This is a genomic window from Pseudomonas sp. CFII68 (assembly GCF_000416195.1).
GTDB lineage: Bacteria > Pseudomonadota > Gammaproteobacteria > Pseudomonadales > Pseudomonadaceae > Aquipseudomonas > Aquipseudomonas kilonensis.
In genome coordinates, this window is sequence record NZ_ATLN01000024.1 from 85,127 (window position 1) to 98,168 (window position 13,042).

General features: G+C 62.6%; 14 protein-coding genes. All 14 read right to left on the reverse strand.

Annotation, left to right across the window (positions count from 1 at the left end):
- Nucleotides 1-93 precede the first annotated feature (93 nt).
- Nucleotides 94-594, reverse strand: coding sequence for a thiol peroxidase (tpx, locus tag CFII68_RS22655; RefSeq protein ID WP_018602018.1), 501 nt, complete (start codon nt 592-594; stop codon nt 94-96).
- A 125-nt stretch (nt 595-719) separates the two neighbouring features.
- Entirely contained in the window at nt 720-1,391 is a 672-nt protein-coding gene (locus CFII68_RS22650) for a DUF3313 domain-containing protein (RefSeq protein WP_018602020.1), read from the reverse strand.
- Nucleotides 1,392-1,480: 89 nt separating this feature from the next.
- Nucleotides 1,481-1,975: a hypothetical protein gene (locus CFII68_RS22645; protein ID WP_018602022.1), complete on the reverse strand. Its 495-nt coding sequence runs from the start codon at nt 1,973-1,975 to the stop codon at nt 1,481-1,483.
- Nucleotides 1,976-2,074: 99 nt separating this feature from the next.
- Nucleotides 2,075-2,572 (reverse strand): GNAT family N-acetyltransferase, encoded by a 498-nt coding sequence (locus CFII68_RS22640; RefSeq protein ID WP_018602024.1) that lies wholly within the window; start codon nt 2,570-2,572, stop codon nt 2,075-2,077.
- A 179-nt stretch (nt 2,573-2,751) separates the two neighbouring features.
- Nucleotides 2,752-3,732, reverse strand: coding sequence for a LysR family transcriptional regulator (locus CFII68_RS22635; RefSeq protein ID WP_018602026.1), 981 nt, complete (start codon nt 3,730-3,732; stop codon nt 2,752-2,754).
- Nucleotides 3,733-3,828: 96 nt separating this feature from the next.
- A complete protein-coding gene (locus tag CFII68_RS22630) occupies nt 3,829-4,773 on the reverse strand; it encodes a peptidylprolyl isomerase (RefSeq protein ID WP_018602028.1) in 945 nt (314 codons plus the stop codon).
- Entirely contained in the window at nt 4,770-5,246 is a 477-nt protein-coding gene (locus CFII68_RS22625) for a YbjN domain-containing protein (protein ID WP_018602030.1), read from the reverse strand. Before CFII68_RS22625 ends, CFII68_RS22630 begins: the two co-directional genes overlap by 4 nt.
- A 23-nt stretch (nt 5,247-5,269) precedes the next feature.
- A complete protein-coding gene (locus tag CFII68_RS22620; RefSeq protein ID WP_018602031.1) occupies nt 5,270-5,917 on the reverse strand; it encodes a hypothetical protein in 648 nt (215 codons plus the stop codon).
- Between the two features lie 15 nt (nt 5,918-5,932).
- Nucleotides 5,933-7,624, reverse strand: coding sequence for a putative porin (locus tag CFII68_RS22615; protein ID WP_018602033.1), 1,692 nt, complete (start codon nt 7,622-7,624; stop codon nt 5,933-5,935).
- Between the two features lie 39 nt (nt 7,625-7,663).
- The gene (locus tag CFII68_RS22610; RefSeq protein WP_018602035.1) at nt 7,664-8,368 is read right to left on the reverse strand and encodes an energy transducer TonB; all 705 of its coding nucleotides are present in this window, start codon (nt 8,366-8,368) and stop codon (nt 7,664-7,666) included.
- Nucleotides 8,369-8,370: 2 nt separating this feature from the next.
- Nucleotides 8,371-8,796 (reverse strand): biopolymer transporter ExbD, encoded by a 426-nt coding sequence (locus CFII68_RS22605; protein WP_003201710.1) that lies wholly within the window; start codon nt 8,794-8,796, stop codon nt 8,371-8,373.
- Between the two features lie 10 nt (nt 8,797-8,806).
- Nucleotides 8,807-10,606 (reverse strand): DUF2341 domain-containing protein, encoded by a 1,800-nt coding sequence (locus CFII68_RS22600; protein ID WP_018602040.1) that lies wholly within the window; start codon nt 10,604-10,606, stop codon nt 8,807-8,809.
- A gap of 17 nt (nt 10,607-10,623) precedes the next feature.
- The gene (locus CFII68_RS22595; protein ID WP_033062425.1) at nt 10,624-12,228 is read right to left on the reverse strand and encodes a ShlB/FhaC/HecB family hemolysin secretion/activation protein; all 1,605 of its coding nucleotides are present in this window, start codon (nt 12,226-12,228) and stop codon (nt 10,624-10,626) included.
- A gap of 26 nt (nt 12,229-12,254) precedes the next feature.
- Nucleotides 12,255-12,857, reverse strand: a complete 603-nt coding sequence (locus CFII68_RS28130; protein WP_014338096.1) for a transposase — start codon at nt 12,855-12,857, stop codon at nt 12,255-12,257.
- Between the last annotated feature and the right edge of the window lie 185 nt (nt 12,858-13,042).

Genomic DNA, 13,042 nt, shown 5'->3' on the forward strand with positions numbered 1-13,042 from the left:
CACATAGTCGGCTAAAGCCTTGAAGCACAAAAGAAAACGGCCTGGACAAGCCAGGCCGTTAACAATTGTAATAAATACCTTATTTCATTCCACTTATTTCAGAACGGCCAGGGCCGCGTCGTAGTTCGGCTCTTCAGCGATTTCCTTGACCAGTTCGCTGTGCAGCACGGTGTCGTTTTCGTCCAGCACCACCACGGCACGGGCGGTGAGGCCTTTCAGCGGGCCATCAGCAATTGCCACGCCGTAGTCCTGGATGAATTCGGCACCGCGCAGGGTCGACAGGTTCTGGACGTTTTCCAGGCCTTCGGCGCCACAGAAACGCGCCTGGGCAAACGGCAGGTCGGCGGAGATGCACAGCACCACGGTATTGTTCAGCTCGTTGGCCTGGGCATTGAACTTGCGCACGGAGGTGGCGCAGGTCGGCGTGTCGACACTTGGGAAAATGTTCAGCACTTTGCGCTTGCCGGCGAAGTCCTTCAGGGAAACGTCCGACAGATTGCCGGCAACCAGGGAAAAGGCTGGCGCCTTGGAACCGGCTTGTGGCAACTGGCCGTTGACTTGGACCGGGTTGCCTTTGAGGGTGACTTGAGCCATGAACGGATTCCTTCTGACAGTTTGAAAATGGTGAGGCCGGAGTTAACCACGAAATGCTTGCGCGACCTATGGTTGGACATAAAAAGTCGTGGTTTGGACGCCGGCGCGTGAGGTAACGGCGGTGGCTATTTAGCCTTGAATTTCAGAAACGACTGATGCAAATCCGACGCCCAGCCATCGATGACCCCTTTGACATCATCGGGTTTCATGACCTGGGACTCGTTGGACAACGGCTTGCCCGTGCCTTTGCGCACCACCTGGGCGACCACCGCGTTGTTGCCACCGTCGAGAAAAACCGCTTCGGTGCCCAGGGTGGTTTCCTGGTCGCGAATACCGCTGGCGGTGCTGACAGCGGCCGCCACCAGCGCAATCGGGATCACCTCATACGGTTTCAAGCCTTCGGTCTTGCTGCTGACAGCCGTGATGGCCGCCCGCATCACCAAGACACCCGGCCCAGGAGCTGTCGCCAGGGGCAAGGATTTTCCCGCTTCCCGCTTGAGGGCCTGATCATAATAAGCGGTAATGCCCGACAGTGTGCCCTGGGGGATCTTCACGGTCGGCTGTGGCTTGGGATAAAGCTGCGTCGGCTCGATATAAAGACTGGTGTACTTGCCCGGGTCGATCTTCGGATCGACCCAACGCATGACCTCGGCCCCCGACGGCGATTTCTCTTCCTTGAGCCGGCTGTAATCCCCCAGGAACCCGGAGTACTCATCCGGCTGGGTGACTTTGCTGGAACACCCCGCCAAGGCGAGCGAGGCAATGCAAACAGTGCCGATCATCGACGAAAACTTCATGCTGTCACTCCTGTAAGCCACACGAGGCGGGGCCGGAACTACAGGTATAGCCAATGGACAGGTTTTTGCCTGCTCTGAGAATGCCTGATTCAGCCGCGCTCGCGCGGTATCAGGCTCTGCAGCTGTTGTGCGAGGAAGTTGGCATCGAAAGCAAACGTGTCGGGGTCCTTCAACCCGTTGGTCCGGCGCCATTGCCATTGCACCGATGGCGGTTGGCAAACCAGGGAAATGCTGCCGTGACGGGTCGCGGCAAGGCCCATGATCGACAAAGAAATCAGCCCGCCCGCGCCCATCACCTCCGGCACGAACTCCACCGGTTTCCCGGTAATGGTCAAGGTCAGTTTTTCAGTCTTGAAACCGGACGTCTCGACTGGGGCGCTCGGCCCGTGCGCCACATACGTCTCACGGCTCAGTTCCAACAGGCCGAGCGCCATGACAGGCGCCAGCCATTGCTCGATTTGCCCGTACAACGCCTTGATCTGCTCTGCCCAAACCGCCGACTGGGCCTGGTGCAGTTGTTTTTTATGCGCTTCGCTGTCGGCGTAGTGACGAAGCATCTCGCCCAATTGCTGTACATCGTCCATGGGCCGGTCCTCGATTAAGGGAGTACTGCGAAGCGCGATGATGACAGGTTCAAGACGTTGGCGTACGTAAAAGCCCTCTTTGCCTGCGCGCGGGGGCCTTCAGCGCAACCGCGCCATAGCCAGGGTGTCCACCCAGCGTCCGTCACGCACGGCATAGTCGCGCATCAGGCCTTCGGTTTCGAAGCCAAACTTGCGGTACAGGCCGATGGCCGCTTCATTGTCGGCGTACACCGTCAACTCGACCCGCCGCAGGTTCATCCAGTTGTCCGCGACCTCCAGCGCGGCGGCCAGCAGCATCGAACCCACACCCTTACCCTGCCAGGCGACAGCCACACCCATGCCGAGACTGCCGCAATGGGCACGACGCACGCGCGAAAACTGCTCCAGCCCCAGGTTGCCGATGACTTCACCCTCGTGCAGGGCCACCAGTTTCAATAAACGCTCGTCGTCCATCGCCAGGCGCTTGCGCCAGATTTCGCTGGACTGGAAAGGCATTTGCAACACCTGGCGGGTCACCGCCGGGTCGTTGTAGAGCGCGGTGACACCGGCGATGTGGGCTTCAGCGAAGCGAACGAGGGTGATCGATGATTCGGGCATGCGGCTCCTCCCTGGAGACGTGACAAGGCCGATCACTATAAGCCGCGCCAGGCTGTGGGGGAAACCTGTGGGAGCGAGCTTGCTCGCGATGAGGCCCTTTCAACCGGCATCAATGTTGAGTGGACGACCGCTATCGCGAGCAAGCTCGCTCCCACAGAGGGCCTACTTCCTATTTTGGGTTATGCCTGGAACCAATCCCGGCGCTCATCCAGTGTGTGGTGGATCAGCTCACGAAGCATCTGCACCTCTGGCGAGCCTTCGGCCTGGGCATTGACGGCCATCCACAAGGAGCGCTGCATCGACAGGCCGAATACTTGCGGCAATGCCACCAAGCCTCGGTCAAAGCGGCTCATGTACTGCGGCAACAAACCGATGCAGGCGCTGCAGCGAATCATTTCCAGCATCAATTCATAGGATTGCACCTGCACCACGCCGGCCCGGCGTTGCTCTATCAGGGCGTTCCACGGCGCGAAACCGTCCACGTGTCGGTCCGCCTGCCATTGCACCAGCATGTAGTCGTTCAAGTCGTCCAGGCAGTCCGGGCGTGTGACCGGTCGTGAATAGCGTTTGGCAATGTGCGGCACATAGTCCAACCGCGCCAGCCGATCCGCTGGCAACGTGGCAAAGCTCGGCCCTGGCACTGACGCGTGGGCATCACTCAACCACAGCACCAGGTCGGCGCTGACGGCTTGCAGCGCCAGTTCACTGTCCAGGGTAATGATCTGCAGCCGCACGCTGGCGTTGCGCCGCAGCAACGCGATCAGGTCGCGTCCCAGGATGTCATGCAGAATCGACTCGGCCACGGCCAGGCGAATCAAGGGTTGATCGTTCAGCGGCGGCGCGCTTTCGTGGGCCAGAGTGATCAATCGCGCCTGCAACTGCCGACCTTCGCGAGTGAGGGTCAAGGCGCTGCCCTGGAAGCTGAACAGCGAGCGTTGCAACCGCGTCTCCAGCTGCGCCAACTGCTTGCGCAGCCAGGTTGCCTTGACGTTGAGGCTACGGGCCGCTTGCATGAAGCAGCCGCAACGGGCACTGACCAGGAAACACTGCGTCACCTGCGGTTCAATACCGCCGGCCAATGTCAGCCAGGGATCGGGGACACGCAACGGCGTGCGGTATGCGGTGACAGCCTGGCGTCCTGCGGGCTCGGTGAAGGTCATGGGTGACTCCCTGTCGGTTGTACAAATACATGGGGCAAACAACACAGCACCCTGTGGCGAGGGAGCTTGCTCCCTCGCCACAGGGTGTGAACCTCGCTAGAGCCCCTCCTCCAGCACCTTGCTCAACTGCGCGCCATCGATGCTCAACGTGGCGGTGTCGAGCATGCCGTCCAGGTAGGCCTTGGCGATCTGTTCCTGGCGCTGGGCGCGCAGGGCCTGGGTCAGGCGTTCGCGCACGTCATCCAGGGTCGCTTCCCGGGCCGGCTGTTGTTCGGTGAGCTTGATGACATGGAACCCCGCCGGGCTCTGCACCGGCTCCGACACCGCCCCGACCTTCAAGCGCGCCACCGCCTCTCGCACCGGCGGGACCAGTTGCTGCAACGGCTGGAAACCACTGTCGCCACCGCGCTCGGCGCTGACACGGTCCTGGGAAAAGCGGCTGGCCAGGGCGGCAAATTCGGCGGGCGACGCCTGGGCCTTTTTACTCAGTTCCAACGCTTGCCGGCGCACCGCGTCCACCGTTTGCGGTTCGGCGGCGGCCAGGAAAATCTGGCTGACGCGGTACAATGCCGGCGCCGTCCAGTTGGCTTTCCCGGCGTCGTAAGCCTGCTTCAGCTCTTCTTCACTGGGATACCCGGCCGGCACCTGGCTGACCGACTGCAAGTAGTCGCGAAACACAATCTGCTCAGCCGCCGCTCGCGTCTGGCGCTCGACCTCCGGCCGCTGCCGCCAACCCTGGGCATCGGCCTGCTCCAACACGGCTTTTTCCGCCAGGCGGGCCCGGATCCAGCCTTCCAGCGCAGCTCGATTGCCACGCATTTGCTGGCGAGCCTCAGGGGCCAGTGCGGCAAGCAACGCCTTGAGTTCATCGGGGCTGACTTGCTGGTTGCCCAACCGCGCCAGGCTCGACGAATCGGCCGCAACCACGTTGACGGTCTGCACCGCGGCGACCGGACCGCTCCCCGGGCGCAGGCCAAGCACCAGCGCCACGGCGAGCAGGCCCAGCGCCGCGGCGCTGATGACGAAGGTCGGCTTTTTCACGATGCACTGGCCTCTTCCAGCTCGGCCTCGACGGGCTCGGCCTGGGTTTGCATCCGCGCCGCGTTCTGGCTGTACTCACGCAGGTAGACAATGAACTCCTGCAACAAGCGATCCCACAGCTCCAGGTTGCTGCGCAAATGATCGGTGCTCACGCCTGCCACCACCACGTCCATTTCCATCACCAGGAACTCGCCTTGCACCGACAACCGGGCAAAGCGTCGCGAGGCGTTCCACAATTGCGCCAACCCGGCCGGCAACTCGCCCTGTACCCGCAAAGCACAACTGAAGGTGAAGTCCAGGTAGTCGCCCGGTGTTGGCGCAGGATTGCCGAAGCGCACCGCATAGCCGATGCCCTGGCTGGCGCTGAGCAATTGCACGATGCCGTTCTGCTCCGTCTCGTTGACCCGATAGCCAGCGGCCTGCAACAACTCGGTCAGGGATTTTGCACAGACGTATTCAATCATTGAGGTCATGGTCAGTTCTTCCTTGCGCTAATTCAGTGAGTGATCGAGGCCTGGGGTGCATCGAAACGGTTCTTGTAGAGATCGTCGCCAAACCCCTGGGCCAGCTCTTCGAAACGCACCCGGGCCTTGGCCGCGAACGGCTGGCGGATCTTCATGATGTCGGTCACATCAATGGTTTCGTAGGCATGCAGCAGCGTCTTGGCGACTTCGTACATTTGCTGATTCTTGACCGAACATTGCTGCACTTGTGTGTCACGCTCGGTCAATTGCGCCTCCAGGCGAGCGCGCTCGGCCTCTTTGCCGCGGGCCAGGACCAACAGTTCTTCATAGGCTTTCTTGAACTTGCCGATCTGCTCGTTGCTCGCCGCCACCTGGGCCTGGGCCTGGCTTTGCAGGCTTTGCTGATGCCCGGCCAGTTGTTCGGCCTGGGCCTGGGCCTTGGTCAGTTGTGCGGTCAATTGCTTGATCTGCGCCTGGGCTTCCTTGGCCTGGCTCTCGGCAGCCTGACGAGCGGCGCTGGCCTGGGCCTGCTCGCTTTGCAGGGCCTGCAACTGGGCGGTGGTGCTGCGCAGCTGTGCCCGCAGGCGTTCTTCCAGGCCTTCGCCGTGAGCCACGCCACTGAGTAGCAGGCCCAGCACCAATAACGCGGCCGGGCATGGGTATTTGGCTCGCCTTTTCATGAGGCCTCCCTGCGCTTAGAAGCGCGTGTTGATTTCAAGCTGCAAGACATCGATGTCGTACGGCGCGCCGTACACCGCTTCGGAACTCAACCAGCGACCGGTGGCGAAGACGTTGCTCGCCAGGCCATAGTTGCCGCCCAGGAAATAACCCTTGGCATTGGTACCGCCCAAGTGGAATGACGAATCGTTGAAGCCGTCCGGCAAGGCGTCCGGCTGGATGTACTTGTAGCCGGCGAACAAGTTCCAATCGCCTCCACGCTTGAGCTCCAGCGAGTTGCCGAGGGTGAACTGGAGCATCCAGGCGTTGGCGCCGCTTTCCACCTCGCCGTTTTCATCCAGGTTATTGGCGAACTGCCCTGCCGAGCGCTTGCGCATCTCGCCTTCGTCGTAGCCCAGGTTGTGGACGTAGTGGGCCTGGCTGCGCAGTTTCAGGTCTTCGGGCAGGTCGGTGTCCCAGGCCAGATTCAGGTCCAGCAGGTTGAATTCCGAGGCCAGGCCGACGTATTGCGGTTGTGGCGTGGTGGACGGGTTGAGGGGGTTGGGCGTGATGTCGCGCAGCAGGAACACGGTGTTGCCCTTTTGCATGAACGCCACGCGTGAACCGTCGCTGTCGCAGCCTGGATCACCGGCCCAAGGCTGGCACGGCGAAGAGCGCTGGCCTTCGATGTCGTCGAAGCGGTAATAGGCCATGGCCCCCTTGATCCGGTTGCTGTCGTTGATGGCCCAGTTGGCCCCCAGTTGCGCACCGTACAACCACTTGTTGTCGCTCTCCTCCTTGTCGCTGCCATTGCTGGTGCTGGTGTCGTTGGTGTACTCCACCGGGAACGCGCCAACAGTACCGAACACACCCCAACCCTGATTGAGCTTGTGGTTGAAGTTCGCCGCCACACCGTCGAAGTTCAGGTCACCGGAATACAACAGGTCGGTGGAGAAAAACGGGTTGGCGAAACGCCCGCCGGTCAGGGTCAATTCGTCCGAGGGTTTCCAGGTCAGGTAGCCCTGGTCGAGCCAGATGTCTTTCTTGCCAAAACCACCACCGAGGGTCTGGGTGGTGGACACCGGGTTGTTGTCCGAGCCGGTGCCGATGCGAATGCCGGCGGTCCATTGCGGGGCAATCACGGCCTTCATGCCCAGACGTGCGCGCAGGCGGAACAGGTTCTCGCGGTCTTCGCGGGTGTTGAGCAACGGCGGCAGGCTGGAGCTGCTGTTGGGGTTGACGTCGTAGGGCCCCTTGTCATTGAGCCGGGCGAAGTCGACGATTTCGTTGCTGTTGGTGCCCGAGTAATAGCGCGACTCATCCCGCAGGCGAATGTCGCCGTCAAAGCTGATGCGCGAGACCCAGTCCGGGAAGGTATTGGGCTGGGCCCAGTTTTCCTGTTTGGCGGTGGCCATGACTTCTGCCTTGACCTGGTCGCGGATCTGCTCACGCACGATGTTCGGCACGTATTGCACCCGCACGTCCCCCGGCGCACCGGCCGGCGCTGCGGCAACCGCCGTGGCCGCCTGGCGGGCCTGCACGGCTTCCCGTTCGGCCTGGGCGATCAAGCCATCGGCCTGGTCTTGCTTCAACACGCCCTGCTGCACCAGCAGGCGGATCAGATTGATCGTGGCGTTTTCCGACGGCGCCGAGGCGGCCGCCGCGTGTCCAGCCAGGCTCAAGACCACCAGGCCGATCGCCCACGACAATCGATTCACATTGGAAATCATCTGCACACAACTCCTGTTGGCAAACTTTCAAATAGTCGGTTAACCCGGCCGCCGTCCCTGCAAGGACAGGCGCACGGGTAAAGTCAGGGAGGCCGGTGGCCGTTCACTCAAATGGGGCGCGGCACGCAGGGCGGACATCACTTGCTCGTCCACTTGCGGGTTACCGCTGGACTTGACCAGCTCGACACGGGTGATTTCGCCCACGGCACTGAGCCAGACATCGGCCTGCAGCGAGAACGCCAGGCTGCGCAGGTCGGGGTTTTCCCGCAGCAAACGCTGGAAGGTGAACGCCAGGAACTGGCTGTAGGTGCCATTGCCGAGGCGCCCGCCCCCTGCCCCGGCCATGCCGCCGCCCTTGCCGGCACCGATGTTGAAAGCGTCGTTGCCGGACTGGGCGTCGCCGTCCATCTGCATCGGGTTCGCCAGGTCATCGACCGGCGACGGCGGCGCTTCTTCCTCGGGCTTGACCTCTTCGGGCTCCGGGGTCGGTTCTGGCTCGACCACCTTCTCCTCGACCTGGGGTTCCGGCTCCTTGGGTTTTTCCGGCGGCGGTGGCGGCGGCGGTGGCAGCGGGATAATGGTCGGCACCTTGGGTGCTTCGCGGCGCACACCACTCATGTCGTTGGCCCACTGCCACAGCAGCCAGGCCGCCACAGCGCCCAACAATAGGCCGGCGACCCACTTGAGCAGGCGCAACGGCGAGCTCTTCACCGGGGGCGGGTTGATGGGAAGTCTGGCGGTCATGGTCAGCCCTGGCTCGGTTTGCCGGTCACCAGACCGACCTGGGACAGTTCCAGGCGCCGCAACAGATCCAGCACTTCAATGACTTTCTGGTACTGCACCGTCGCGTCGCCGCGCACGATCACCGGGAAGTCCGGGCTCTGGGCCTTTTCGATGCGCAGGCGCTCTTCCAACTCGGCCAGGGTCACCGGATAGGCATCGAGGAAGACCTGCCCGCCGTCGTTCACCGAGATCGCCTTGGTCTTGGCTTCGGACAGCGACACCGAGGCACTGGCCTTGGGCAGGTTGATCTGGATACCCGACACCTGGGCCGTGGCCGTGAGGATGAACATCACCAGCACCACCATGAGCACATCCACCAGCGGCGTGATGTTGATGCTGTCGACTGCGGCATCATCGTCGTCATCGTGTGAAGCGTTTACGCTAGCCATGGCGACTCCCTCAGGCCGGTACGGTCGATTGGACGTGATGATTACGGCGATGCGCCGCTTCACCGGACTGGCCTTCGCCGTGCATCTCCGCCAGGCGCGTGATGAACTCATCGACGAAGACGCGCATGTCGGCGCTGACTTCCTTGTTGCGGGTGATCAGGCGGTTGTAGCCAAACAGCGCAGGGATCGCGACGAACAGGCCCATGGCAGTGGCGAGCAAGGCCGCGGCCATGCCCGGGGCAATGGCGTTGATGTTGACGTCACCGGCCATGGCCGTGCCGAGGAACACCACCATGATCCCCAGCACGGTGCCGAGCAGGCCGATGTACGGACCGCCGGCGATGGCGTTGGACAGGGTCGAGAGCTTCGAACTGAGCTGCTGGTTTTCCCGGGTGCGCACGCCGTCCATGGAACAGCGGATCGCTTCGATGGTGGCCGCCGACACCGACGAAGTGTCGGCGCCCTGCTCGCGGCGGGTGCGGATTTCCTTGACGGCCACCAGGTACAGGCGCCACAGCGACGAGTGTTGCAGGCGCTGGGCGAGGTCCTGGTCGTCGGCGAACATTTCCAGGCGCGTGCCGATCCTGGCGAACTGTTCGCGGAAGGCTTCGTTGGCCGCGCTGAGACGGCTGACCATGCGGTTCTTGCGGATCATGATGACCCACGACTGGAACATCATCAGCACCAGTACCCCGATGATCACCCAAGCGTCCATCGGCACGGCCTTGAGCAGGAAGCCCAGGCTGCCGAAACCGAAGCCGGACTGCTCTTCATCGACCCCGTAGGCCACCAGTTTCGACTCGGCGCCCTGGGCATTGGCGTCGGCCAACAGCAACGGCGCCGGGCGGGCGACCTTGGACAGGCGCGCTTCGTCCATGGCCCCGCCAAATGGCGCGAAGGCACCTGCGGAAACGTCGGCCCCCAGGGCTATCGGCGAATTGAACGCTGGCATCGCCACCGCCAGGCTCGCGGTTTCACGTCCATTGACGTACAGCACGACCCGGTCGCCCGAGGCGGTCAACGCCAGGTGCTGCCACTGGCCAGGGTTCAGCGGCTGGGTCGAGACCGCACGCTGATCATTGATCGCTACGAACGGCACACCCTGGTTCACGCCAATCAACAGGCTGGTGGCGGCTTCGCGACGGGCCAGGATGATCTGTTCGCCACTGGCCTGGTCCTGACGCAGCCAGGTACTGAAGGTGAACGCCGCGCCGGCACTGTGTTGCAACGAAGGGCTGGCGGGCAACAGCAGCGGCTGGCCGTTGAACTGCAAGGCCCGCCCGATCACGCCGTCGATGCTGACACCGGCCGCGCCCTGGGCATTGTTGCCGTAGGCCGTGGTATCCCGGAGCGGTACGCCAGTGGCGCCGTCAAAGTGGTACAGCGCGGTGTAGTCCGGGTCGAAGGTCAGCTGGCCGCTGCCCGTGACCGGCGCCTTCTGGTTGCCGTAATACATCCACACGTCCTGACGCTGACCGCCCTCCACGCTCGGAACACCGACCCAGATCAGCGCCATGCCCATCAGCGGGTCGAAGCTTTCGATCTGGTGATTGAGCACGGTCTTGTCGTCGGCACTGACGAAGCGCAGGTCCGAGCCGTCGTCCTTGACGCCGTCGAAGGTGAAATTGCCGGTGTGCAGGCGCACCAGCAGCGCGGTGCGTCCCAAGGCCTGGGCGATGGCAGCGCCCTGGGGCGTGGTGTCCACCGAAATCTGTTTGCGGTAGTGCCAGTCGTCCTGCCACCAGGCGTTGGCGGTCGCCGGAAGCACCAGCCCCAGGCAGATAAACAGGGATAACAATAAGCGTTGCATGGACATGACTCCTGGGTTCAAAACGTCGCTTGCAGGTTGAAGTGCAGGCGCGATTCCTGTTTCGAGGTGTTCGGTCCTTCGAGCAGCGGATAGCCCCAGTCGAGGCTGCCGGACAGCCATTTGCTCAGGCTCGCGCGAGTGCCGAGGCCTACGCTGGCGAGGCTGTAGTCGGCTTCCTGATCGGGCAGTTCGTCGCGCAGGTACAACTGCGCGCCTTCGGCGAAGGCATAGAAGCGCCACTCCTGGACATAGCTGCCGAGGAACGTGGCCAGGGACGGGGTGCGTAGCTCCTGGGACAGCAGGTAGCCGTCATCACCGGTGCGCTCGGCGGCCAGGTAGCCACGCACCGAGGTGGCGCCACCGGCGGAGAATTGTTCGTTGGAAACCAGTGGCCCGGAGGCGAGTTGGAAGGCGGCCTTGGAGGCGGTCTGCCAATCATTGGCGAAGGTGAAGGTGTAATTGCCGTCGCCCTTGAGCACGGCGAAGCTGGGGCTGGCGCGGTAGCGCTTGTAGTCGAACTCTTCGTCGGAGCTCCCATAGCCCAGCAGGCTGCGGGTACCCGCCACCAGGCTCAGGCCGAGGCCCAACTGGCTGGTTTCGGTGTAGCGAAAGCCGTTGTAGGCGAAGGTGAACGGCGCGTACTTGAGCGGTGCCTTGTCGCTGGCGCCGCCGAGGTTGAGCTCCTCCTCGAAATCCTTGAAATCCACCCCGACCGAAAAACTGTTGGCCCACGCCCCGCTGGACGGCAGGCTGTAGATCGCCGACACCCCGTAGGAATGACCTTTGCCCAACACGTTGCTGCCGCCAACCGTCGCCACGTTGCTGTCGGATTGGTAGCCCGAGAACTGCACATTCCAGCGTTCGCTCAGCGGCGCGGTGTAGGAGCCCGACCAGACCTTGGCGTTTTCGGTGTCCTGGGGAGCGGTGAAGAAGGTCAGCGAAACGCTGTGGCCCAGTTGCCAGAGGTTGTTGTAGCCCAGGCTGGCGACCGTGCGCAGCTTTTCGGTGTCGGCACTGTAGTCGTTGTTCAACCCCAGGCTGGCCTGCCAGGGGTCCTGGTCTTCGACCTGCAAATCCACGTCCATGGTCCCGGGGCGCTGGCCTTCGCGCACCAGCGGCATGACCTGGCGCCCCGGGGTATTGTTCAGCAGCGCCAGCTCTGTCTGGACCTGGGTGAAATCGGGCACCTCGCCTTCCTTGAGCGCCGGCACGTCATCACGGATTTCAACGGGCGAATAATGCTTGGCCCCCACCACCCGCACCCGGCCGATCTTGGTCTCGCTGACTTGCAGGTAGACGATGCCCTCTTCGACTTTCTGCTCCGGCAACTCAACGAACACCGATTGATAACCGCGCGCCTGATAGGCCTTCTGCAAGGCCTCCCGGGCGCCTTCGATGTCGCTCAAGGCCTTTTGCGGGCCGAGGAACGGGTACACCGCTTCCTCGATGGCCCGGGCATCGAGTACGGTGTTGCCCCGCACGAAATACTCGTTCACGTCCACCAGGCGCGCTGGCGCCGCTGCGGCTTCCTGCCCTCCTTCAGCGGCAAATGCCGACGGTCCCCCGACCGCCAGCAGCAACCAGCCCCACAGCGCCGGCCGCGATTTGAAGAAATGCTCCACACCACCCCCTGAATTCAAAATACGGCTCAATTGCTTGCGGTCGATGTCGTGGCGTGCCGGGCCAGCCAGGTGTGCAGCAGCGCGAAATTCAAGGAGAACTCCGGCATTTGCAGCAAGGCGCCACAGAACACTTCACCGATGATTTTCTGGATGAGCCGCACTGCCCGCGCGTCGCCCAGCAGTGTGGCGAGGTCTTTGCTCAGGACGTTGAAGCTCCAGACCTTCTGATTCAGGTCCAGGCCGACGAACCAGCGGAACAGCAAGTTGTAGTTGAGTTGTTCGTAGAGTTGCTGCTCGCTGGGCACCGAATAGAGCAGTTGCAGCAGGAGGATATGCATGGCGGTTTGCGGTGCGATCAGCATCTGGGCACCGGCGTTGAGGCCCTGCAGCACATCGCGATGGTCATCCAGCAGGTCGTCGATCTGCGGACGCAGCAAGACCAGTGAATGGCCTTGCGGAATGTAGCTGGACACTTCCTTGAGCGCGCCCTGCCAGTCATCCTGGGAAACGATCCAGACCCACGGCGCGCCGTAGCGATACACCGAGACCGGCTGCTTGCGCGCCGCCTCGACGATCTTCGACAGCCGCTGGTCAAGCTCCTGCATGCCCACTTTCGAATAACGTTCCATAGTCCCCATCGCCTCACTCCCGGCTTCGCGCCCCGGCTCCAAAACGACCTTGCAGGCCCCCTTGAACACGTCACACAGGCATGACGGGAATGGCGATGTGCTACCGAACTTTTGTCATGAAAGCTTCATTTGGAGGGTATGGAGGGAGTGAGGTTTTGTGGGCGCGGGCTTGCTCGCGAAGGCGG

What these genes read in the sequence shown, in the direction of transcription:
- tpx (WP_018602018.1), bottom strand. Translation starts at nt 594, where the DNA reads ATGGCTCAAGTCACCCTCAAAGGCAACCCGGTCCAAGTCAACGGCCAG.
- CFII68_RS22650 (WP_018602020.1), bottom strand. Translation starts at nt 1,391, where the DNA reads ATGAAGTTTTCGTCGATGATCGGCACTGTTTGCATTGCCTCGCTCGCC.
- CFII68_RS22645 (WP_018602022.1), bottom strand. Translation starts at nt 1,975, where the DNA reads ATGGACGATGTACAGCAATTGGGCGAGATGCTTCGTCACTACGCCGAC.
- CFII68_RS22640 (WP_018602024.1), bottom strand. Translation starts at nt 2,572, where the DNA reads ATGCCCGAATCATCGATCACCCTCGTTCGCTTCGCTGAAGCCCACATC.
- CFII68_RS22635 (WP_018602026.1), bottom strand. Translation starts at nt 3,732, where the DNA reads ATGACCTTCACCGAGCCCGCAGGACGCCAGGCTGTCACCGCATACCGC.
- CFII68_RS22625 (WP_018602030.1), bottom strand. Translation starts at nt 5,246, where the DNA reads ATGACCTCAATGATTGAATACGTCTGTGCAAAATCCCTGACCGAGTTG.
- CFII68_RS22620 (WP_018602031.1), bottom strand. Translation starts at nt 5,917, where the DNA reads ATGAAAAGGCGAGCCAAATACCCATGCCCGGCCGCGTTATTGGTGCTG.
- CFII68_RS22615 (WP_018602033.1), bottom strand. Translation starts at nt 7,624, where the DNA reads ATGATTTCCAATGTGAATCGATTGTCGTGGGCGATCGGCCTGGTGGTC.
- CFII68_RS22610 (WP_018602035.1), bottom strand. Translation starts at nt 8,368, where the DNA reads ATGACCGCCAGACTTCCCATCAACCCGCCCCCGGTGAAGAGCTCGCCG.
- CFII68_RS22605 (WP_003201710.1), bottom strand. Translation starts at nt 8,796, where the DNA reads ATGGCTAGCGTAAACGCTTCACACGATGACGACGATGATGCCGCAGTC.
- CFII68_RS22600 (WP_018602040.1), bottom strand. Translation starts at nt 10,606, where the DNA reads ATGCAACGCTTATTGTTATCCCTGTTTATCTGCCTGGGGCTGGTGCTT.
- CFII68_RS28130 (WP_014338096.1), bottom strand. Translation starts at nt 12,857, where the DNA reads ATGGAACGTTATTCGAAAGTGGGCATGCAGGAGCTTGACCAGCGGCTG.